This is a genomic window from Rubellimicrobium arenae, assembly GCF_017916275.1.
Classification (GTDB): Bacteria; Pseudomonadota; Alphaproteobacteria; order Rhodobacterales; family Rhodobacteraceae; genus Rubellimicrobium; species Rubellimicrobium arenae.
On the sequence record NZ_JAFMST010000007.1, the window covers coordinates 266,813 to 287,703 of the forward strand.

Sequence of the window (20,891 nt, forward strand, 5' to 3'; positions counted from 1 at the left end):
TTACAGGGTGGCCCGGCCCCGAGCCGGGCGCCATCATTTGAGGCCCACGCTGCCCCGCCCCTTCATGCCGCCGGACGCCTTGCCGTGCTGACGGAAATCCTCATCGTCATCGTCCTTATCCTGCTGAATGGCGCGCTGGCCCTGTCCGAGCTCGCGATCGTTTCGGCCCGGCCCGCGCGGTTGAAGGCCTTCGCCGACAACGGAGACCGGGGGGCGCAGATGACGCTCGACCTGGCCGCCGACCCGGGCCGGTTCCTGTCCACCGTCCAGATCGGCATCACCGTCGTCGGCGTGCTGTCCGGGGCTTTCTCGGGCGCCACGCTGGGCGTGCGGCTTGCCAACTGGCTCATGGCCCGCGGGGTGGATCCGGAATGGGCGAACACCCTGGGCGTGGGCGGCGTGGTGGTGCTGCTGGCCTACCTGTCGCTCATAGCGGGCGAGCTGGTTCCCAAGCAGATCGCGCTCAAGAACCCCGAGGGGGTGGCGCGCCGCGCCGCGCCGATCATGACCGTCGTGAGCCGCCTGGCCTCTCCCATCGTCTGGGTGCTCGACGCCTCCGGCCGGGCCGTGCTCCACCTCCTGGGCCAGGGCGGCGAGGAACGGTCCGGCGTCACCGAGGAAGAGGTTCGCGTCATCCTTTCCGAGGCGCAGCACGAGGGCGTCATCGAGGGCGCCGAGCGCGAGATGCTGTCGGGCGTCATGCGGCTGGCCGACCGGTCGGCCCGGGGGCTGATGACCCCGCGGCGCGACGTGGAGATGCTGCACGTCGATGCCACCTCCGAGGAAACGCTGCAGGCGATCCGCGAAAGCGGGCGGCCGCGCCTGCCCGTGCAGGACCCCGAGACGGACGAGGTTCTGGGGGTGCTCTACGTCACGGATGCCTTCGCCGCCCTGTCCCGGGGAGAGCCGCTGGAGCTGCGACGGCTGATGCGCGAAGTCCCCGTCATCTTCGAAAGCGCCGATGCCCTCGACGTGATCGACATCCTCCGCCGTGCCCAGAACCACATGGGGCTGGTCTATGACGAATACGGCAGCTTCCAGGGCATCATCACGACCGGCGACATCCTGGAGGCCATCACCGGCACCTTCCGCGAGACGGCGGTGGAAGAGCCCGCCATGCACGAGCGGGAGGACGGGAGCTATCTCGTGTCGGGCTGGATGGCCGCCGACGAGTTCACCGAACGGCTGGGGCTGCCGCGCGACCTTGCGGGGGACTACGAGACGGTGGCCGGGCTGGTGCTGAACCAGCTCCATCGCCTTCCGCAGCTCGGCGACCAGGTGGAGGCCGGGGGCTGGCGCTTCGAGGTGATGGACCTTGACGGGCGCCGGATCGACAAGCTCCTGGTGACGCGCCTCGACCTCCGGCCGGTGGCGCTGCGCGCGGAGTCGTGACCAAGGACCGCCCGGCGGCGCGCGTCCAAGGACCATGCGCATGACGGCAAGCGACGAGGATCTGGCACGGGCGGCCGCCCAAGGGGACGGGGCCGCCTTTGCCGCGTTGCTCGACCGGCACTACGACCGGCTGTTCCGCCTGTGCTTCCGGCTGACCGGCGCCCGGGCCGAGGCCGAGGACCTGACGCAGGACATCTGCGCGGCGCTGCCGGCCAAGCTTCAGGGCTGGCGCGGCGAGGCCAAGGTGACCACCTGGCTATGGCGCGTGGCCGTGAACGCGGCCCATGATCGGCGGCGGCGGCGGGCCACCTTCCTGAAGGCCTCGGACGGGTGGGGCGACTGGGAGACCGCGCGGCAGGCCGACATCGAGGACGGGCGCGAACGGGTGGACTGGCTTCTGCGCGCGATGGCGAAACTGCCCGACGATCTTCGCGACACGCTGGCGCTCGTGCTCGACGAGGTCAGTCATGCGGAGGCCGGGACGATCCTGGGCGTCTCGGAAGGCACCGTGAGCTGGCGCGTGTCCGAGGCCAAGAAAAAGCTGCGTGCCCTGCGCGCGGCGGAGGAGGCGTGATGACGCCCGACGACGATTTCGATCTGGATGATCTCCGGTCCGCTCTGGACGCAGCCACCCCCCGCCCTGATCCCACCCGTCGGGCGGCTCACCTGCGGCTCGCGCAGGAAAATTTCGACCGGCTCCAAGGCGCCGTCGATCCCGCCCGTCTCATCCTCGAACGCCCGAAGGGGGGCGTCCGGGTGGGAGTGAGGAAGATGTTGGACGGATTGACGAGCAGGGGTGGACTGACCCTGACCACGGCGCTGGTGGCCTGCGGCGTCCTTTTGCTGACGCCGATCGGGCGGGAGGTGCTTCGATCGCCCCTCGAGCGCGACGAACGTTCAGGACGGACCGCCCCCGAGCCCATGCCGCAACCGGCGATGAAGGACGGCGCCGCCCCGGTCGAGCCCGAGGCCCCGCCCGTCACGCCTTTGGTGGCGCCACAGGCGGTCGCCCCCGAGATCGCCCGTTCGCGGCTGGCCGAGGCGACGTCCGATCCGACGACGGCCGAAACGGGCGCCGCCCCCGCTGCGGACGCCGAGGCCTTCGCGTCCGGAGCCGTCGCGGCCGAGCCCCCGCCTCGGTCGGACGACGGTGTCGCGCCGTCCCTGCTTGCCCCGGCTCCCGTCATCGCGCCCGAGCCGGGCCTGGCCCCCCTGCCCCGGCCGGACACCGAGGCCTTCGCCAACGAGGACCCAAATCCCCTGCGGATCACGGCCGAGGAGCCGGTCTCGACCTTTTCCATCGACGTGGACACGGCCTCCTATTCCGTCGTGCGGCAATCGCTCATGTCCGGGGCGCTGCCGCCCCCCGAGGCGGTGCGGGTCGAGGAGATGGTGAACTACTTCCCCTACGACTATCCCGCCCCCGCGGCCGGGGAAGGGCCGTTCCGTCCAACGGTCAGCGTCATGGCGACGCCCTGGAACCCCGACACCCGGCTCGTCGCCATCGGTCTCCAGGGCGAGATGCCCGCCATCGCGGATCGCCCCCCGCTCAACCTCGTGTTCCTGATCGACACCTCGGGAAGCATGGAGGACCCGACCAAGCTTCCGCTTCTCCGGCAATCGTTCCGGCTGATGGTGGACCAGCTCCGGCCCGAGGACCAGGTCGCGATCGTCACCTATGCGGGCAGCGCGGGGCTGGTGCTGCCGCCCACGCCGGCGTCGGACCGCAGGGCCATCCTCAAGTCGCTGAACGGGCTCATGGCCGGGGGCTCCACCAACGGCCAGGGCGGGCTCGAGCAAGCCTACGACGTCGCGGCGGACATGGCCGCCCAGGGCGAGGTCAGCCGCGTCATCCTGGCCACGGACGGCAACTTCAACGTCGGGCTCAGCGATCCCGGCGCGCTCGAGGACTACATCGCGCGCGAACGGGAGACGGGCACCTTCCTGTCGGTCCTGGGCTTCGGGCGCGGGAACCTCGACGACGCGACCATGCAGGCTCTGGCGCAGAACGGGAACGGGCAGGCCGCCTACATCGACTCCCTGCAGGAGGCGCAGAAGGTGCTGGTGGACCAGCTGACCGGCGCGCTCTTTCCCATCGCGCAGGACGTGAAGGTGCAGGTGGAGTGGAACCCCGCCACGGTCGCCGAATACCGGCTGATCGGCTACGAGACGCGGGCCCTGCGGCGCGAGGATTTTGCCAACGACCGGGTGGACGCGGGCGAGCTGGGCGCCGGCCATTCCGTCACCGCGCTCTACGAGGTGACCCCGGTGGGCAGCCCTGCGCAACTGACCGAGCCGCTGCGCTACCGGCCGGAACCGGCCGCCGGCGACGGCACCGGCGAGCTGGGCTTCCTTCGGCTCCGCTGGAAGGCGCCCGGAGGCGGGCAGAGCCGGCTTCTGGAGACGCCCATCACCGGCCAGGAGCCAGCCGGGTCCGAGGCGCGATTTGCCGCCGCGATCGCGGGCTGGGGCCAGCTCCTGCGCGCGGACGATCACCTGGGCACCTGGGGCTACGGCCAGGCGATCGACCTGGCCAGCGCCAACCGGGGCGAGGACCCGTTCGGCTACCGGACCGAGGCAGTGCAGCTCATGCGGCTGGCCCAGAGCCTGGCGGCGGAGTGACGCCTGGGTCCGTCAGGCGGTCAGGCGGGCCACGATCCGCCGCGTGACGGGCGCCAGCAGGAGGACGGAAGGAAAGGCCACCGACCAGCTCGTGAGCCAGGACAGCGCCCACATTCCCGGAAAGCCGGGCACGAGCCCGGCGGCCCGCAGGGTGGCGATCCCGGACACGATGCAGGACATCAGCCCCGACAGGATGAGCCCGAAAAGGATCGGCGCGAAACGGCTGGGGATCAAGGCAGGCCTCCGGCGTCGTGACCGTCCTACGCTAGTCGGGACGGGGCGTCCCGGCCAGGGGACCGGCCCGGATGGGGGGCGCCCTGCTGCATCCAGGCCAGACCTTCCCGGGTCAGGCCCTTGGGATTGTACTCTCCACTGACCCAGCCGCCATAGCCTTCGGCGTCCAGCCGGGCAAAGAAGGCGGGGTAGTCGATCTCGCCCTTGGACGGCTCGTGCCGCCCCGGAACGCCCGCGACCTGCACATGCGCCACGAGATGGCGGACCCGGTCCCAGGTTCCCATGACGTCCCCCGTGATGCGGTGCGCGTGATAGGCGTCGAACTGGAGCCGCAGATTGGGCGCCCCGACCTCCTCCAGGAGATCGGCGGCCAGGCCGAAGTCGCGCAGGAAGTAGCCCGGCATGTCATGCCCGTTGATCGGCTCGATAGTCAGCGAAAGCGAGGGCGCGGCCGTTGCGGCCCAGGTCAGGTTGCGGACGAAGCAGGCCCGGGCCTCGGACCCCTCCGCGACCCCGGCCATGACGTGGAGGTGCTGCGCGCCCAGCGTCGCCGCGTAGCGGGCGGCCCGGCGGAAGTCGCTGCGGAACCTGTCCTCCAGGGCCGGGACGGCGGCAAAGCCGCGGGGTCCGTCCGCATAGTTCGGGGGCGGGCAGTTGATCAGCACGAGCCGGAGCCCGGTCCGGTCCAGACGCTCCAGGATCTGCGGGGCGGGACAGTCGTAGGGGAACAGCACCTCGACGCCCTCGAACCCGGCGGCCTTGGCCGCGCCGAACCGTTCAAGGAACGGCAGTTCGGGAAAGAGCATCGTCAGATTGGCGCAGAACCGGGGCATCGGGCCTCCTCGAAGGGTGGCGGCATTTAAGGCATGCGCCCTCGGGACCGCCACCTCCTTCCGGCGGGCGCGCCACCCTCGGCGGATCGCCTCCGGCCCAGGGCGGAGAATAGCCCCGCCGGCCGGCGCCGGGGCGCTGGCCCGGCGGGTCCGCGAAGCGGATGCGACACCCCTCGTCGCGGCTCCGGGGGCGTGCTAGCTCCACGCGCACCGCTCGCCCGACGGAGCCCGTCCATGACCGCACGACCCCTCCCGTCCGGGACCGCCCCTGCGGAGGCCCGCCCTCTGCCGGGCGCGCGCCTGCCGGGGAACCTCCTGGCGATGGGCTCCATGGTGGTCTGGGCGGCCGGGTTCCCGGCGGCCGAAGGGCTGCTGTCGGACTGGGAACCGCTCGCCCTCGTTCCGGCCCGCCTGGCGATGGGCCTCCTGCTCCTGCTTCCGGTGTGGCTCGCGCTGGAGGGCTGGCCGCGCGGGGTGCCCTGGGGCCGCTGCTTCCTGATCGGCACGATCGGCATCGGCGGCGCGGCGGTCGCGGCGATCTTCGCCCAGGCGGCCACCGATCCGGTGACGGTGGCGGTGATCGCCTCCATCGCGCCGCTTTCGGCGACCCTGGTCGAGTGGATCTACGAGCGGCGTCCGCTCACGCGGGCCTTCCTCCTGGGCCTGGCCGCCACCATCGCGGGCGGCGTGATCGCGACGATGGGGGGCGGGGCGGGCCAGGGCAACCTGTGGCTGGGCGCGGTGCTCGCCGTGAGCTCGAGCCTTGTCTATTCCTGGGGCAGCTACATGACCGTGCGCCAGCTTCCCACCCTGTCCGGCCTCGGCCAGACCACCGCGACCCTGACCGGGGCCTGCGTGGCGATGACGGCGCTGGTTGCCCTGGCGACGGCGCTGGGCTGGACCGCCCTGCCCGCCGACCCTTTCCGGGCCAGCGACCTCGGGCTCCTGGCGGTGTACGGGATGGGGGCGCTCGCGCTGTCGCAGCTCCTGTTCATCCTGAGCATCCACCGCCTGGGGGTCGCGATCGCGAGCTTCCACATGAACCTCGCCCCCTTCTACGTCATGCTGATCCTGATCGCGCTGGGGGGCCAGTGGTCCTGGATGCAGGCGGCGGGGGCCGCCGTGGTCGCGGCCGGCGTGCTGCTCGCGCAGCGCTAGGCGGCGATCAGTCCGGCAGGTCCTCGGCCGGGATGATCGGAAAGAACGCCCCCTGCGACCGCAGGCCGAACCAGTCCCGCCCATCATGCCCGGCGACCTCGCCGAGGTCCACGAGCCTGTAGAACGTCTTGCGGTCGATGAGCGCCTCGAGATTGCGCCGCACGAGGAGGTAGGGCGAGGGCTCGCCCGTCCCGGGGGCGCGGACCACCCGGATCGGGTGGTCGGGGCCGGCGGTCACCTCCTCGTCGACATTGGTGCGGAAGGTCAGGGCGCCGTCCCGCGCCTCCACGTCCACCGCGACGAACGGGGCGTCGTCCACCGTGATCCCGACCTTCTCGACCGGGGTGACGAGGACGTAGCCCTCCGGGTCCTTCCGCAGGATCGAGGAAAAGAGCCGGACCATCGCGGGCCGCCCGATGGGCGTCCCAAGATAGAACCAGGTGCCATCCCGCGCGATGCGCATGTCGATGTCGCCGCAATGCGGCGGGTTCCATAGATGCACCGGCGGCGGTCCCCGGCGGCCTTCGGCCCGGGCCGCATGGGCCAGTCCCTCGGCGGAAGGGGGGGCGCTGGCGCCCGTCTCACTCTTGTTTGTCTTTCCCATCCCCAGGGGCCGTTCTACTCCTATGTTGCGAAGATAGGGCCGCAGGGGAGTGTTGTCATGGTCGATGCGAGTCTGGTCACCCAGATCGAGAACCTGGAGGCCCGCCTCGCCGAGGCCCGCGGATCCATCGCCCGGCGCTTCATCGGGCAGGAGCGGGTCGTGGACCTGACGCTGACGGCCCTGCTCTGCGGGGGTCACGCGCTCCTGGTCGGGCTCCCGGGGCTCGGCAAGACCCGGCTCGTGGACACGCTGGCCACCGTGATGGGGCTCAGGGGCGGGCGCATCCAGTTCACGCCGGACCTGATGCCGGCCGACATCCTGGGCAGCGAGGTGCTGGAGACCGGCGCCGACGGCTCCCGCGCCTTCCGGTTCATCGAGGGGCCGATCTTCTGCCAGCTCCTCATGGCGGACGAGATCAACCGCGCCTCCCCGCGCACGCAGTCCGCCCTGCTCCAGGCCATGCAGGAGCGCGAGGTCACCATCGCCGGACAGCACCGTCCCCTGGGCGTGCCGTTCCACGTCCTCGCGACCCAGAACCCCATCGAGCAGGAAGGCACCTATCCCCTGCCCGAGGCGCAGCTCGACCGCTTCCTGGTGCAGATCGACGTGCCTTATCCGACCCGCGCCACCGAACGCGAGATCCTCCTGGCCACCACGGGGGCCGAGGAAGCCGCGGCGCAGCCGGTGTTCAGCGGCGGGGAGCTGCTGGCCGCGCAGGCGCTGCTGCGGCGGATGCCGGTGGGCGAGGCCATCGTGGAGATGATCCTCGACCTCGTGCGCGTCTGCCGTCCGGGACCGGACGCCCCCGCCTACATGAACGAGCAGATCGCCTGGGGGCCGGGGCCGCGCGCGGCGCAGGCCCTGATGCTTGCCGTGCGGGCCGAGGCGCTGCTGACCGGGCGCCTGGCCCCGTCGCCCGAGGATGTGCGGCGGCTGGCCGTGCCGGTCCTGGAGCATCGGATGGCCCTGACCTTCGCCGCCCGGGCCCAGGGCGCCCAGCTGACCGACCTGATCGAACGCGTGGCCACCGAGACGACCCGCGTCGAGGCCGCCGCGTGACGGCGGAGATCCCCGCCGCCCCGGCCCGTCTGCGCGCCGAGGCCGAAACCCTGGCCGGCCCGATGCCGGCGCTCCTGGCCGAGGCGCAGCACCTTGCCGCCACCATCGTCCTGGGGGAGCATGGGCGGCGGCGCGCGGGGATGGGGGCGGACTTCTGGCAATACCGCGCCGCCCAGCCGGGCGACGATTCCCGCATAATCGACTGGCGGCGATCGGGCCGCGCCGACGTCGCCTTCGTGCAGGACAAGGAATGGCAGACCGCGCAGACCGTGATGGTCTGGGTGGACCGGGGCCGCGCCATGTCCTTTGCCTCTGTGCCCGCCCTGCCCGCCAAGGGTCACCGGGCGCGCCTGCTGGCTCTGGCCGCCGCCATCCTCCTTGTCCGGGGGGGCGAGCGGGTGGGCCTCGGGGGCGCGGACGGGCTTCCGCCGCGCCGGGGGGCGACCATGCTGGCCCGGCTCGCGGCCTCGCTGTCCGAGGACCGGGCGGAGGAGTACGTGGCGCCGGACACCACCGGGATGCCGCCACGGTCCCGCGCCCTGTTCGTCTCGGACTTCCTGGGCGACCCCGCGCCCATCGAGCGCGCGGTGGCCGAAAGCGCCGACCGGGGCATCAAGGGGGCGATGCTCCAGATCCTCGACCCGCAGGAGGAGGCGTTCCCGTTCCAGGGCCGGACCATCTTCGAAAGCATGGGCGGCGGCCTGCGGCACGAGACCCTGAAGGCCGGCGAGCTTCGCGCCCGCTATCTCGACAGGCTGGCCGAGCGGAAGGCCCGGCTGGCTGACCTCGCGCGGGCGACGGGCTGGATGTTCTCGACCCACCACACCGACACGGTGCCCGCGCGCGCCCTGCTCTGGCTCCATGCGGCCCTGGAGCGGCGCATCTGATGTGGATGCTGGGTCCCCTCGGGTTCACCGCCCCCTGGCTGCTGGCCGCGCTGGTCGCGCTGCCGGTCCTTTGGCTCATCCTGCGGGCCGTCCCTCCTGCCCCGATCCGGCGCAGGTTCCCGGGCGTGGCGCTGCTCCTGGGCCTGGAGGATCGCGAAGCGCAGGCGGACCGCACGCCCTGGTGGCTCATGCTGCTGCGCCTCCTGGCGGTCGCGGCGGTCATCCTCGGCTTTGCCGGTCCGATCCTGAACCCGCGCGAGGACCGGGGCGGCACCGGCCCGCTGCTGATCGTGCTGGACGGCACCTGGGCCGACGCCCGCGACTGGGCCGCGCGCATGGACCGGTCCGAGACGCTGCTGGGCGAAGCCTCGCGAGAGGGGCGCACGGCCGCCGTGGTGGCGCTGACCACGCCGCCCACCGGCGCTCCGGTCTTCAACGATGCCGAGGCCGCGTTGCAGCATCTGCCGAACCTCGCACCCCAGCCCTGGCTCCCCGATGCCGAGGCCGACGCCGCCTGGGCCGAGGCGCTGGGGCAGGTCGAGGGCGGCTTCGACACGGTCTGGCTGTCCGACGGCCTGGCCCGCGACGGGCGGGCCACGCTGCTGCGGGTGCTGGAGGACAAGGGGTCGGTCACCGTGGTCCAGGCCCCGCGCCAGATCGTCGCCCTGCGGCCGGCCCGCTTCGAGGAGGGGACCATCGTGCTGTCCGCCATCCGTTCGCCCACCGGCCCTGCGGGCGAGATCCCGGTCGCGGCCATGGGGCTCGATCCGGCCGGGGCCGAACGGCAGCTCGCCACCGCGACCCTGGCCTTCGAGCCCGGCGCGGCCGAGGCGGAGGTCGGCCTGGAGCTGCCCGCCGAACTGCGCAACCGCGTGACCCGGTTCGAGCTGTCGGGCCTGCGGTCGGCCGCGGCGGTGGCCCTGACGGACGACGGCCTGCGTCGGCGCGAGATCGGCCTCGTGGCGGGCGGCCGCGAGCGGGAGGCGCTCGACCTGCTCGATCCGCTCCATTACCTGCGCGAGGCGCTCGCCCCCAATGCGGATCTTGTCGAAGGCACGCTTTCGGACGTCATCCTGGCCAACCCCGACGTGATCGCCCTGGCCGACGTGGCCCAGCTGTCCGACGCCGAGACCGAGGACCTGACGGCCTGGGTCGAGGAGGGTGGGCTGCTGCTGCGCTTTGCGGGGCCGCGCCTGGCCGCCTCCGATCTCGCCCGCACCGAAGAGGACCCTCTCCTTCCCGTGCGGCTGCGGGCGGGCGGGCGGGCCGTCGGCGGCGCCATGAGCTGGGGCGAGCCCAGGTCGCTCTCGCCCTTCGAGGACGGCTCGCCGTTCTTCGGCCTCGCGATTCCCCCCGACGTCACCGTCGACGCCCAGGTCGTGGCCCAGCCGGACCCCACCCTGGCCGAGCGGGTGATCGCCCAGCTCAGCGACGGCACGCCGCTCGTGACGCGGAAGGAGCTGGGCGAAGGGCAGGTCGTGCTCTTTCACGTCACCGCCAATGCCGAGTGGTCGACCCTGCCCCTGTCCGGCCTCTTCGTCGAGATGCTGGAGCGGCTGGCCGTGTCCTCGCGGGCGGCTCCGCCGACCGAGGCGGAGCTCGAGGGCACGACCTGGGTGCCCGAGGCCGCCCTGGACGCCTACGGGCGGCTCACGCAGCTCGACACCCAGCCGGGCGTCCCGGGAGAGCGCCTGGTGGGCGGGCGCGCCGGCCCCGACCTGCGTCCCGGCCTTTATGCGGGCGAGGATCGGCGCATCGCGATCAACGCCATCAACGCGGAAACGACGCTGGCCCCGGCCTCCTGGCCCGCCTCGGTGCGCCTCGAAGGGCTTCAGGTCGCGCGGGAGCTGCCGCTCAAGGGCGCGCTGCTGGCGCTGGCGCTGGGGCTGCTCCTGGTGGACGTGTTCGCCTCCCTGCTCCTGTCGGGGCGCCTGCGGGGCGCGCGCGCCGGGGTGGTGGCGGTGCTGGCCGCGCTCATGCTGGCCTGGCATCCCGTTCCCGCGGCGGCCCAGGACCCCGCCGCGCTGGCCGACGCCCAGGCCGCGCCGGACCCGGAGGCCGACGACTTTGCCCTGGCCGCCACCGAGCAGGTGGCCCTGGCCCATGTGCTGACCGGCGACCGGGAGGTGGACGACACCGCGCAGGCCGGCCTGCTGGGGCTGTCCAACACGCTCTGGAGCCGCACCGCCGTGGAGCCCACCGCCCCCATGGGCGTGGACATCGAAACCGACGAGCTGTCGTTCTTCCCCCTGCTCTACTGGCCCGTCACGGCGGACATGCCGATTCCGTCGCGGGCGGCCTACGACAAGCTCAACCGCTACCTCGCTTCGGGCGGGATGATCCTGTTCGACACCCGCGACGCGGACATGGGGGGCTTCGGCACCGCCACGCCCGAAGGGGAGCGGCTCCAGGCCATCGCGCGCGGGCTCGACATCCCGCCTCTCGAGCCGATGCCGCAGGACCATGTGCTGACCCGGACCTTCTACCTGCTCAAGGAGTTCCCGGGCCGGTTCAACGACCCCGAGGTCTGGGTCGAAGCCGCGCCGCCCGACGCCCAGCAGGCCGAGGGGATGCCCTTCCGCGACCTCAATGACGGCGTGACGCCGGTGGTGATCGGCGGCAACGACTGGGCGTCCGCCTGGGCGGTGGACGACTACGGCACGCCGCTCTACCCGGTCGGGCGCGGCATGGCGGGCGAGCAGCAGCGCGAATACGCGTTCCGCTTCGGGGTCAACCTAGTGATGCACGTCCTCACGGGGAACTACAAATCCGACCAGGTGCACGTGCCCGCCCTGCTGGAGCGGCTGGGGCAATGACCCCGGCGCCCTCGCGGAAGCAGGCACGATGACGGACGGACGCAGCTTGAAGGAACAGGCGTGACATGACGGCGGATCAGATCATCTTCGACCCGCTCCTGCCCTGGCCCGTGATCTGGGTGGCGGTGGCGCTGGTCGACGTGGCCGTGATCCTGGCCGCCTGGCGCCGGCTGTCGGGCTGGTGGCTTCGGGGGCTGGCCGGGGTGGCGCTGCTTGCGGCGCTGCTCAACCCCTCCCTCCAGGAGGAGGAGCGGCAGCCCCTGACCGACATCGTCGTGGCCGTGGTGGACGAGAGCGCGTCGCAGCGCATCGCCGACCGCCCGCAGCAGACCGAGGAGGCCCTGGCGGGCCTGGAGGCCGAGGTCGCCGCCCGGCCCAACACCGAGCTGCGCGTCGTCCGCGTCGGCGACGCCGAGGGCGACGGCGGCTCGCTGGTCATGGGGGCGCTGGGCGAGGCGCTGGCCCAGGAGCCGCAGGGCCGCATCGCCGGCATGGTCCTCATCACCGACGGGCGCGTGCACGACCTCCCGGCAGCGCCGCCCCTTCCGGCCCCGCTCCACACCCTGCTGACCGGCCACGAGGGCGACTGGGACCGGCGGCTGGTGGTCCGGAACGCCCCGGCCTTCGGCATCCTGGGCGAGGAGCTGCACCTGACCATCCGGGTCGAGGACCAGGGCGCGGCCCCCGAGGCGGCGACGGTCCCGCTGACCATCGCCGTGGACGGCGGCGCCCCGATGAAGTTCGACGTCCCGATCAACGAGGACATGGAGCTTCCGCTGGTGCTGCCGCATGGCGGCATGAACGTGCTCCAGTTCGAGACGCCCGAAGCGGAAGGCGAGCTCACGGCCCGCAACAACGCCGCCGTGGTGCAGATCAACGGCGTGCGGGACCGGCTGCGCGTTCTGCTGGTGTCCGGCGAGCCCCATGCGGGCGAACGGACCTGGCGGAACCTGCTCAAGTCCGACGCCTCGGTGGACCTCGTGCACTTCACCATCCTGCGCCCGCCCGAAAAGCAGGACGGCGTGCCGGTCGAGGAGCTGTCGCTGATCGCCTTCCCGACCTACGAGCTGTTCGTCCAGAAGCTGCAGGACTTCGACCTCGTCATCTTCGACCGGTACCGGCGGCAGGGCATCCTGCCCAACGAATACCTCCAGAACGTCGCCGACTACGTCGAGCGGGGCGGCGCCGTCCTGGTGACGGCAGGCCCGGAATACGCGAGCGCCGAGTCCGTCTACCGGTCCCCGTTGGGCGCGGTGCTGCCCGGGGCGCCCAGCGCGCGGGTCCTGGAGGAGGGCTTCACGCCCCTCCTGAGCGAGCTGGGCCAGCGGCATCCCGTCACCGAAGGGCTGGAATCGCTCGCGCCCCGGCCCCCGGCCGAGGACGGCACCCCCGGCTGGGGCCGGTGGTTCCGGGCCATCGAGGTGACGCCCTCGCCCGACGCGACCAACGTCATGGAAGGTCCCGACGGCCGTCCGCTCCTTCTCCTCAACCGGGTGGGCGAAGGGCGGGCGGCGCTCCTGGCCACCGACCAGGCCTGGCTCTGGGACCGGGGCTTCGAGGGGGGCGGGCCGCAGATGGAGCTGCTCCGGCGGCTGGCGCACTGGCTCATGAAGGAGCCCGAGCTGGAGGAGGAGGCTCTCTGGGTCGAGCCTGCGGGCCAGACCATGCGGATCATCCGGCGCACGCTGGGCGAAACGGTCCCGCCCGTCACCATCACGGGCCCGGACGGCACCGAGACCACGGTCCAGCTCCAGGAGGTGTCGCCCGGCCGCTTCGAGCTGCAATGGGAGGCGCCCGAGATCGGGCTCTACCGCCTGACCGACGGGGACAAGAGCGCCGTGATCGCGCTTGGCCCCTCGGCCCCGCGGGAGTTCGAGCAGACGATCGCCACGGGCGACGTGCTGGCCCCGGCGGTCGAGCCCACGAACGGCGGCATCCTGCGGATCGAGGACGGGCTGCCCTCCTTGCGCGACGTGCGCGAGGGCCGGCCGGCCTCGGGACGCGGCTGGATCGGCATCACCCCGCGCGAGGCCTATGTCACCGCCGACATCAGCATCGCTCCAATCCTTCCGGCCTGGGCCTTCCTGCTCCTGTCGGCGCTGCTGATCCTGGGGGCCTGGGTGCGCGAGGGGCGGCGCTAGGCCGCCCTTCTACCGTTCCGCCAGGATGTCGTGGGGGACGGACGCGAACTCCCGTCCGATCAGCATGGCGGTGACCACCGCCACCGCCACGGCCAGCACCCCCGGCCCCGCGAGCCAGCCCAGCGAGGCGAGGGAGTAGTACATGCTCCGGAGCCCCCGGTTGAAGTTGTAGGCGGCGCGGATGTTGAGCTCGGCCGCCCGGGACGCGCGGGGCGCCGACCGGGGGTCGCCAGGGTCCGTGGGGATCGCCGCCATCATCACCGAGCAGTAGCCGAAGACCCGGTTAGACCACACGAACTTGAGAAAGGCGTGGGTCAGCAGCAGCGCGCAGGGCAGAAGCCGCATCTGCCATTGCAGGGCCGTGGTCTCCTCGCGGCCGATCTCTTCGGCGAGCCCCGCCAGCGGGGCGACGTTGCCGATCAGCGCGAGCACCCCGCCGACCGCCAGGATCGCCGTGGAGGCGAAGAAGGACGTGCCCTGCCGGAGCGACGCCATGATCTGGGCGTCGAAGATCCGGTTGTCGCGGGTCAGGAACTCGCGCATCCATTCGCGCCGGACCTGCGACATGAGCACGGTGACCGACGGCCGTCCGGGCGGCGGATGCTCGGTCACCCAGCCCATCGCCCCCCAGGCGGCAACCAGCAGCAGCAGCGCCAGCACGTCGCCCCAGCGGAGCGCCGAAAGGATGGTGGCGGGCAGGAATCCATCGAGGACGGTCGCAGGCATGGAACCACAGTAGGTCACGTCCGCGTCACTTGCCAGCACGGGGGGCGCCGTCCTATCCACGTCGGGCCTTGGAGGACGTTCCCGATGGACATGCCCGCTCCCAGCCCCGCGATCCTGGCGCGCAAGGGCGCCATCGTCGACCGCCTGCGGCTCGTGCTGCCGCCGGGTGGCGTGATCGACGACCCCGCCGAGACGCGGGCCTATGAATGCGACGCGCTGACCGCGTATCGCTGCCCGCCGCTCTGCGTGGTGCTGCCGACCTCGACGGCCGAGGTGTCGGCGGTGCTGCGCCTGTGCCACGAGGAGGGCGTTCCGGTCGTGCCGCGCGGCGCGGGGACCTCACTGGCCGGGGGCAGCCTGCCCACCGAGGACGCGGTGGTGCTGGGCGTGGCGCGGATGACCGAGGTGCTGGAAACCTCGTTCGAGGACCGCTTCATCCGGGTGCAGACGGGCCGGACGAACCTGTCGGTCAGCATGGAGGTGGAGGCCGACGGCTTCTTCTATGCGCCCGACCCGTCCTCGCAGCTGGCCTGCGCCATCGCCGGGAACATCGCGATGAACTCCGGCGGCGCGCATTGCCTGAAATACGGCGTCACGACCAACAACCTCCTGGGCGTGACGATGGTGCTGATGGACGGCACGGTGGTGGAGCTGGGCGGGCCCGAGGGCGAGGCGCTGGGCCTTGATTTGCTGGCGGTGGTCTGCGGGTCCGAAGGGCAGCTGGGCGTGGTGACCGAGGCCACGCTGCGCATCCTGCCCCGGCCCGAGGGGGCGCGGCCGGTGATGATCGCCTTTGACCGCAACGAGACGGCGGGCGAATGCGTGAGCGCGGTGATCCGGGCGGGCCTTGTCCCTGTCGCCATCGAGTTCATGGATCGCCCCTGCATCGTCGCCTGCGAGGCGTTTGCCAAGGCGGGCTACCCGGATTGCGAGGCGCTGCTGATCGTGGAGGTCGAGGGTTCAGAGGCGGAGATCGCCGACCAGTTGCAGCGCATCACCGCCATCGCCCGCACCTTCCAGCCGCTGGAGATCCGCGAGGCCCGGGACAGCGCCGAGGCGGCGCGGATCTGGCTGGGCCGCAAGTCGGCCTTCGGCGCCATGGGGCAGATGGCGGACTACATCTGCCTGGACGGGACGATCCCGGTGTCGGCGCTGGCCCCGGTCCTGACGCGGATCGAGGAGCTGGCCGACGGCTATGGGCTGAAGGTGGCCAACGTCTTCCACGCGGGCGACGGCAACATGCATCCGCTGATCCTGTTCGATGCCAACAGCGCCGACGGGCTCCACAAGGCGGAGTCGCTGGGCGCGGACATCCTGCGGCTGTGCGTGGAGATGGGCGGCTGCCTGACCGGCGAGCATGGCGTCGGCGTCGAGAAGCGCGACTTGATGACGGACCAGTACCGCCCCGAGGACCTGGAGGCGCAGATGCGCGTCAAGGACGCCTTCGACCCGGAGTGGCTGCTGAACCCGGCCAAGGTGTTCCCGCTGCAGGTCAGCGAAAGCCGGAGGCGGGCGGCGTGAACGGCGTGCTGACCCCCCGCGACGAAGGCGAGCTGGCGGCGCTGGTGCGCGAGGCGCGCGGGCCGCTGGCGCTGGGCGGCGGCTTCACCCGTGGGCTGACACCCGAGGGGACGCCGGTCTCCACCGCCGGGCTGTCGGGGATCGTGCTGCACGAGCCCGGCGCTCTGACGCTGGTGGCCCGGGCCGGGACCCCGGTCGCCGAGGTGGAGCGAGTGCTGGCCGGGGCGGGGCAGCGCCTCGCCTTCGAGCCGATGGACCTGCGGCCCCTGCTGGGCACCGAGGGCGAGCCGACGCTGGGCGGGGTGATCGCCACCAACGGCTCGGGCCCCCGCCGCGTGCAGGCGGGCGCGGCGCGGGACGTCGTGCTGGGCCTGCGCTTTGTCGACGGGACCGGGACCGTGGTGTCGAACGGCGGGCGGGTGATGAAGAACGTGACCGGCCTCGACCTCGCGCGGTTGCTCGCCGGAAGCCATGGGACGCTGGGCGTCATTACCGAGGTGGCGCTGAAGGTGCTGCCCGCGCCCGAGGCGACGCTGACGCTGGCGTTCGGGGGGCATGACCCCGCCAAGGCGGTGGCCTGCCTGTCGGCGGCGCTGGGCTCGCCCTTCGAGGTCGCGGGGGCCGCGCACGACGCCGAGGCGGGCGTGACGCGGCTGCGGTTGGAGGGCTTTGCCCAGGCGGTGGCGGTGCGGGCCGAGCGGCTGGCGAAGCTGCTCAAGGCCTGGGGCGCCGCCGAGGTCCTTGAGGGACCCGGCCCCTGGGCGGCGATCCGCGACGTGACCGACTTTGCCGGGCGCGCGGGCGATGTCTGGCGGCTGTCGGTGCGCCCGTCGGCGATGGGGCAGGCCCTGGCTCTGGCCGGAGGGGCGCAGCGGATCGACTGGGGCGGCGGACGGGCCTGGGTCCTCGTGCCGGAGGGCACGGACCTGCGGGGGCGGCTGGGGGCGTTCGGCGCGCGGGCCGTGCTGGTCCGCGCCGCGCCCGAGACGCGGGCCGCCCTGGGCACCTTCCCGCCCGAGACGCCCGCCGTCGCGATGCTGTCCCACCGGCTGCGGCAACGGTTCGACCCGCGCGGCCTGTTCAATCCCGGCCTCATGGAGGCCCGGGCGGCGTGACGTGCCGCCCCGACAGGTGACCTTATGCAGACCTTCTTTTCGCCCGAGCAGCTATCGGACCCCGGCACCGCCGAGGCCAACAAGATCCTGCGGTCCTGCGTCCATTGCGGATTCTGCACGGCCACCTGCCCCACCTACCAGGTGCTGGGGGACGAGCTGGACAGCCCGCGCGGCCGCATCTACCTGATGAAGGACATGCTGGAGTCCGGGCGCGACCCCGATCCGGCGACGGTGAAGCACATCGACCGCTGCCTGAGTTGCCTCGCCTGCATGACGACCTGCCCGTCGGGGGTGCATTACCGGCATCTGGTGGATCACGCGCGGGCCTATATCGAGGAACGCTACAAGCGGCCCTGGTCGGACCGTGCGATCCGGCGGCTGCTGGCCTGGGTGCTGCCGCATCCGACGCGGTTCCGGCTGGCGCTGCTCGGCGCCAAGATCGGGCGACCCTTCGCGGGCCTGCTGCCGGACCCACGGCTGCGGGCGATGGTGCGGATGGCGCCCCGGGCGATCCCGCCGGTGAGCCGCGCCGAGGACCCGCAGACCCACCCCGCCCGCGGCGAGCGGCGGATGCGGATCGGCCTGCTGACGGGCTGCGCGCAGCGGGCGCTGAACCCCGGCATCAACGAGGCGGCGATCCGGCTCCTCCAGCGCGCCGGGGCCGAGGTGGTGATCCCGCGCGGCCAGGGCTGCTGCGGCGCGCTGACCCACCACATGGGCAAGGAGGATGAGGCCAAAGCGATGGCGGCGGGCAACGTCCGCGCCTTTGCCGCCGAGCACGCGCGGGAGCCGCTTGATGCCATCATCGTCACCGCCTCCGGATGCGGAACCACGGTGAAGGATTGGGGGCACCTGCTGGCCGGGACGCCCGACTCCGGGGCGGCGGAGGCGATGGGGGCGCTCGGGCGCGACGTGACCGAGGTGCTGGCCCGGCTGGACCTGCCCGAGCTGCCCGAGCGGGACGTGAAGGTGGCCTACCACTCGGCCTGCTCGCTCCAGCATGGGCAGCGGGTGAAGGTGGAGCCGGTCGCGCTTCTCCGGAAGGCGGGCTTCCGGGTGGCCGAGCCCAGGGGGGCGCATCTTTGCTGCGGGTCGGCGGGCACCTACAACCTCCTGCAGCCCGAGATCGCGGGCGAGCTGGGACGGCGCAAGGCCGCCACGCTGGAGGCCACCACGCCCGACGTCATCGTCGCCGGGAACATCGGCTGCCTGATGCAGATCGGCGGCAAGACGAACCTGCCCGTTTGCCACACAGTCGAGCTTCTGGATTGGGCATATGGGGGTCCCCGCCCTGCAACACTTGACGGAATAATGACAGGTCAGGACCTGCGCCCTAGTTTGGCCACACCAGCCGCGTAACGCTGCACCCAAGGGACGGCGGTCAACGCCCGTCCCCAGGGACAGCGGAGAGAACGGATGCGCGTGGCAGGCTGGCTGCTGGCGCTCGCGCTGGCTATGCCGGCGGCTGCGCAGGACACGGGGCTTCACAGCCTCGCCACGACCGCCGAGGCGGCAGCCTGGGACGCGGTCGGGCGGCTCGACATCGGGGGCAAGGGGTTCTGCACCGGATCGCTGATCGCGCCCGACCTCGTGCTGACCGCCGCCCACTGCCTTTACGACAAGCGCACCGGCGCTCCGGTCGATCCGTCCGCCATCGAGTTCCGGGCCGGCCTGGTCAACGGCCATTCGGTCGCGTCGGGGATGGCGCTGCGGGCCGTGGCGCATCCCGCCTACCGCTTCGACCCCTCGGCCGGCGCGTCGGAAAGCCGGAACGACCTCGCCCTCGTGGAGCTGGCGCAGCCGATCGACGACGGAGCGATCCGGCCCTTCGAGACCGCCCCCGAGGTGCAGGCCGGCGCGGAGGTGAGCGTCGTCTCTTACGCCTTGGGCCGGGCCGAGGCTCCGTCGCGCGAGGATTCCTGCGGCGTCCTGGGCCAGCAGAGGGGCGTCTTCGTCCTGACCTGCGACGTCGATTTCGGCGCGTCTGGCGCACCCATCTTCCAGATGGACGGGAGCATCGCCCGCATCGTCTCGGTCGTGTCGGCCAAGGGGGAGCTGGGGGGACGCCAGGTGGCGCTCGGCACCTCGCTGACCGAGCCGTTGGCCGAGCTCGAGGCGGCCTTCGAGGCGTCCGGGGGCGACGCGCCGGTGCGGACGGCGCGGGCCGAGGGGACGGCCGCCCTGAAAGCAAGCTTCGTCACCGCGCAGGGGGACTTGAACGCGCAGGCCACGCTTCCCAGATAACGCTTACCGGGGCGCCGATGCCGGGTCCCGGAACGACAGGCCAGTCCCCCCGTGGGATGGTCCCACCGTTATCGCTCAATGAGGATGACCATGCGCAGCTTTGACCTTGCCCCGCTTTACCGGGCGACCGTCGGCTTTGACCAGATCGCCGACCTGATGGACCGCGTGCTTGCGACCACCGCGTCCGAAACCAACTACCCGCCCTACAACATCGAGAAGCTCGCCGACGGCTCCTGGCGCATCTCGATCGCCGTGGCCGGCTTTGCCAGCGACGAGCTGTTCGCCGAAGTGCGCGAGAACGCCCTGATCGTGACCGCCAAGAAGGCGGACGACTCGACCGAGCGCAAGTTCCTGCACCGCGGCATCGCGACCCGCGCCTTCGAGCGCCGGTTCCACCTGGCCGACCATGTCCGCGTGACGGGCGCGTCGCATGTGGACGGGATGCTGCACATCGACCTCGTGAAGGAAGTGCCGGAGGCCCTGAAGCCCCGTCGCATCGAGATCGCGAAGGCCGGCGTGCAGGACGCGAACCTCGTGGAAGCCAAGGCCGTCAACTGAGGCGCGGGCCCGCAAGGGCAACCGGCCGGACGGAGTTGATCGGGGGCGTGGACCGCAGGGTCCACGCCCTTTTTCGTGTGCGGAGCGTAGCCCCTGCCCTGCGGGGACGGACTCCGGAGCCGCGCCGGGAGGCCAGGCCACGGCGCGGGGGGCGCGTGCTCGACGCGCGGCGGCTGGGTCTTTGCGGCCCCGGACCGGGGACCTCCCAGGGGGAACGGGGCCTGCGCGTTCCCATGAAACAGCTCTTGCCCGCGAAGCCTGTCTCCGGAACCGGAGCCTCGGGCATGGAGTGGCCAATGGACCGAGCCGCGCGGGACGGCTGGCCCTTCCTCGGGCCGTCCCAGGGGGACAGGCGGCTCCCGTGCCGGGCGGGCGTGGCCCGCGATGGCCTGCCCCCGATGGGGGCCGCAAGGCCGGGGTGGCGAACGGAGGACCTGTCCGGATCTCGTGGCGCAGAAGGTCGCAGGCGAAGGTTAACGGCCCCTGACGGCACCGGACGGCGGGCCATCCGGGCGCGCAACGCCCCCTGTCGGGCGCCAGTCCGGAGCCAGTCCAGGGTCTGTCGGGACCCGGACCGGGAACCATCGGCCCCGTCCTACATTGTCCCGGCGTCTGGCCCCGCGACCCGTGGGACGCTGCGGCATCATTGCGCGACGGCCCGGCCCGTCCGCCAACCAAAGGAGACGGCCTTGGGCTTCATCTGGACCCTCATCATCGGACTCATCGCGGGCGCGCTGGCCAAGCTGATCATCCCCGGCCGGCAGGGCGGCGGGATCATCGTGACGATGCTCCTGGGCGTCGTGGGCGCCTTCGTGGCGACCTGGCTCGGGCAGGCGCTGGGCTGGTACGCGCCCGGCGAAGGCGCGGGGCTGATCGGCGCCGTCGTGGGGGCCATCATCGTGCTCCTCATCTGGGGCGCCCTGCGCGGCCGGCGGAACGTCTGACCCCTTTGGCGGCGGGCCCCGGCCCGCGCCCATCAAC

Annotated in this window: 18 protein-coding genes; 14 read left to right on the plus strand and 4 right to left on the minus strand. The window is 72.4% G+C overall.

Going from position 1 to position 20,891, the window contains the following annotated elements:
* Nucleotides 1–84: 84 nt before the first annotated feature.
* Genes J3P31_RS13140 through J3P31_RS13150 form a run of 3 tightly spaced genes read left to right on the plus strand, consistent with a single transcriptional unit; the run spans nt 85 to nt 4,014 of the window.
* On the plus strand, nt 85–1,392 hold the full coding sequence (locus J3P31_RS13140; protein WP_210528926.1) for a hemolysin family protein: 1,308 nt from the start codon (nt 85–87) through the stop codon (nt 1,390–1,392).
* Between the two features lie 40 nt (nt 1,393–1,432).
* Nucleotides 1,433–1,966, plus strand: coding sequence for an RNA polymerase sigma factor (locus tag J3P31_RS13145; RefSeq protein WP_210528927.1), 534 nt, complete (start codon nt 1,433–1,435; stop codon nt 1,964–1,966).
* On the plus strand, nt 1,966–4,014 hold the full coding sequence (locus J3P31_RS13150) for a VWA domain-containing protein (RefSeq protein WP_210528928.1): 2,049 nt from the start codon (nt 1,966–1,968) through the stop codon (nt 4,012–4,014). Before J3P31_RS13145 ends, J3P31_RS13150 begins: the two co-directional genes overlap by 1 nt.
* A gap of 12 nt (nt 4,015–4,026) precedes the next feature.
* Here J3P31_RS13150 and J3P31_RS13155 read toward each other — a convergent pair whose 3' ends face one another.
* Entirely contained in the window at nt 4,027–4,248 is a 222-nt protein-coding gene (locus J3P31_RS13155; RefSeq protein ID WP_210528929.1) for a DUF2798 domain-containing protein, read from the minus strand.
* Nucleotides 4,249–4,274: 26 nt separating this feature from the next.
* On the minus strand, nt 4,275–5,081 hold the full coding sequence (locus tag J3P31_RS13160) for a hydroxypyruvate isomerase family protein (protein ID WP_210528930.1): 807 nt from the start codon (nt 5,079–5,081) through the stop codon (nt 4,275–4,277).
* A gap of 234 nt (nt 5,082–5,315) precedes the next feature.
* On the opposite strand from J3P31_RS13160, the gene J3P31_RS13165 reads away from it, so the two are divergent.
* On the plus strand, nt 5,316–6,239 hold the full coding sequence (locus J3P31_RS13165) for a DMT family transporter (protein ID WP_210528931.1): 924 nt from the start codon (nt 5,316–5,318) through the stop codon (nt 6,237–6,239).
* Between the two features lie 7 nt (nt 6,240–6,246).
* On the opposite strand, the gene J3P31_RS13170 is transcribed toward J3P31_RS13165, so the two are convergent.
* The gene (locus J3P31_RS13170) at nt 6,247–6,843 is read right to left on the minus strand and encodes a DUF1285 domain-containing protein (RefSeq protein ID WP_210528932.1); all 597 of its coding nucleotides are present in this window, start codon (nt 6,841–6,843) and stop codon (nt 6,247–6,249) included.
* A gap of 57 nt (nt 6,844–6,900) precedes the next feature.
* Here J3P31_RS13170 and J3P31_RS13175 point away from each other — a divergent pair, with 57 nt between their 5' ends.
* From J3P31_RS13175 to J3P31_RS13190, 4 genes are all read left to right on the plus strand, one after another.
* Entirely contained in the window at nt 6,901–7,902 is a 1,002-nt protein-coding gene (locus J3P31_RS13175; protein ID WP_210528933.1) for an AAA family ATPase, read from the plus strand.
* 62 nt (nt 7,903–7,964) lie between these two features.
* The gene (locus tag J3P31_RS13180) at nt 7,965–8,789 is read left to right on the plus strand and encodes a DUF58 domain-containing protein (RefSeq protein ID WP_210528998.1); all 825 of its coding nucleotides are present in this window, start codon (nt 7,965–7,967) and stop codon (nt 8,787–8,789) included.
* Nucleotides 8,789–11,605: a DUF4159 domain-containing protein gene (locus J3P31_RS13185; protein WP_210528934.1), complete on the plus strand. Its 2,817-nt coding sequence runs from the start codon at nt 8,789–8,791 to the stop codon at nt 11,603–11,605. The genes J3P31_RS13180 and J3P31_RS13185 overlap by 1 nt, the downstream gene beginning before the upstream one ends.
* Nucleotides 11,606–11,670: 65 nt before the next feature.
* Nucleotides 11,671–13,746 carry a hypothetical protein gene (locus J3P31_RS13190; protein ID WP_210528935.1) on the plus strand — a complete coding sequence of 692 codons (2,076 nt, stop codon included), beginning with the start codon at nt 11,671–11,673 and terminating at the stop codon, nt 13,744–13,746.
* Between the two features lie 9 nt (nt 13,747–13,755).
* Here J3P31_RS13190 and J3P31_RS13195 read toward each other — a convergent pair whose 3' ends face one another.
* A complete protein-coding gene (locus tag J3P31_RS13195) occupies nt 13,756–14,511 on the minus strand; it encodes a DUF599 domain-containing protein (RefSeq protein WP_368373077.1) in 756 nt (251 codons plus the stop codon).
* A 45-nt stretch (nt 14,512–14,556) separates the two neighbouring features.
* Between J3P31_RS13195 and J3P31_RS13200 the strand changes: the two genes are divergently transcribed.
* The 6 genes from J3P31_RS13200 to J3P31_RS13225 all read left to right on the plus strand — a co-directional run bounded on the left by J3P31_RS13200 (nt 14,557) and on the right by J3P31_RS13225 (nt 20,854).
* Nucleotides 14,557–15,993 (plus strand): FAD-linked oxidase C-terminal domain-containing protein, encoded by a 1,437-nt coding sequence (locus J3P31_RS13200; protein ID WP_210528936.1) that lies wholly within the window; start codon nt 14,557–14,559, stop codon nt 15,991–15,993.
* Nucleotides 15,994–16,001: 8 nt separating this feature from the next.
* The gene (locus J3P31_RS13205; RefSeq protein WP_210529000.1) at nt 16,002–17,108 is read left to right on the plus strand and encodes an FAD-binding protein; all 1,107 of its coding nucleotides are present in this window, start codon (nt 16,002–16,004) and stop codon (nt 17,106–17,108) included.
* A gap of 24 nt (nt 17,109–17,132) precedes the next feature.
* Complete coding sequence (gene glcF, locus J3P31_RS13210) at nt 17,133–18,467, plus strand: glycolate oxidase subunit GlcF (protein ID WP_210528937.1); 1,335 nt, start codon at nt 17,133–17,135, stop codon at nt 18,465–18,467.
* Between the two features lie 57 nt (nt 18,468–18,524).
* Nucleotides 18,525–19,352 carry a trypsin-like serine peptidase gene (locus J3P31_RS13215; protein ID WP_210528938.1) on the plus strand — a complete coding sequence of 276 codons (828 nt, stop codon included), beginning with the start codon at nt 18,525–18,527 and terminating at the stop codon, nt 19,350–19,352.
* A gap of 90 nt (nt 19,353–19,442) precedes the next feature.
* The gene (locus J3P31_RS13220) at nt 19,443–19,910 is read left to right on the plus strand and encodes an Hsp20 family protein (RefSeq protein WP_210528939.1); all 468 of its coding nucleotides are present in this window, start codon (nt 19,443–19,445) and stop codon (nt 19,908–19,910) included.
* Between the two features lie 689 nt (nt 19,911–20,599).
* A complete protein-coding gene (locus J3P31_RS13225) occupies nt 20,600–20,854 on the plus strand; it encodes a GlsB/YeaQ/YmgE family stress response membrane protein (RefSeq protein ID WP_210528940.1) in 255 nt (84 codons plus the stop codon).
* Nucleotides 20,855–20,891 lie beyond the last annotated feature (37 nt).

Bases quoted from the DNA above. Each gene is read 5' to 3' on its own strand.
- J3P31_RS13145 (WP_210528927.1), top strand. From the start codon at position 1,433: ATGACGGCAAGCGACGAGGATCTGGCACGGGCGGCCGCCCAAGGGGAC.
- J3P31_RS13150 (WP_210528928.1), top strand. From the start codon at position 1,966: ATGACGCCCGACGACGATTTCGATCTGGATGATCTCCGGTCCGCTCTG.
- J3P31_RS13160 (WP_210528930.1), bottom strand. From the start codon at position 5,081: ATGCCCCGGTTCTGCGCCAATCTGACGATGCTCTTTCCCGAACTGCCG.
- J3P31_RS13165 (WP_210528931.1), top strand. From the start codon at position 5,316: ATGACCGCACGACCCCTCCCGTCCGGGACCGCCCCTGCGGAGGCCCGC.
- J3P31_RS13170 (WP_210528932.1), bottom strand. From the start codon at position 6,843: ATGGGAAAGACAAACAAGAGTGAGACGGGCGCCAGCGCCCCCCCTTCC.
- J3P31_RS13175 (WP_210528933.1), top strand. From the start codon at position 6,901: ATGGTCGATGCGAGTCTGGTCACCCAGATCGAGAACCTGGAGGCCCGC.
- J3P31_RS13180 (WP_210528998.1), top strand. From the start codon at position 7,965: ATGCCGGCGCTCCTGGCCGAGGCGCAGCACCTTGCCGCCACCATCGTC.
- J3P31_RS13185 (WP_210528934.1), top strand. From the start codon at position 8,789: ATGTGGATGCTGGGTCCCCTCGGGTTCACCGCCCCCTGGCTGCTGGCC.
- J3P31_RS13190 (WP_210528935.1), top strand. From the start codon at position 11,671: ATGACGGCGGATCAGATCATCTTCGACCCGCTCCTGCCCTGGCCCGTG.
- J3P31_RS13200 (WP_210528936.1), top strand. From the start codon at position 14,557: ATGGACATGCCCGCTCCCAGCCCCGCGATCCTGGCGCGCAAGGGCGCC.
- glcF (WP_210528937.1), top strand. From the start codon at position 17,133: ATGCAGACCTTCTTTTCGCCCGAGCAGCTATCGGACCCCGGCACCGCC.
- J3P31_RS13215 (WP_210528938.1), top strand. From the start codon at position 18,525: ATGCGCGTGGCAGGCTGGCTGCTGGCGCTCGCGCTGGCTATGCCGGCG.
- J3P31_RS13220 (WP_210528939.1), top strand. From the start codon at position 19,443: ATGCGCAGCTTTGACCTTGCCCCGCTTTACCGGGCGACCGTCGGCTTT.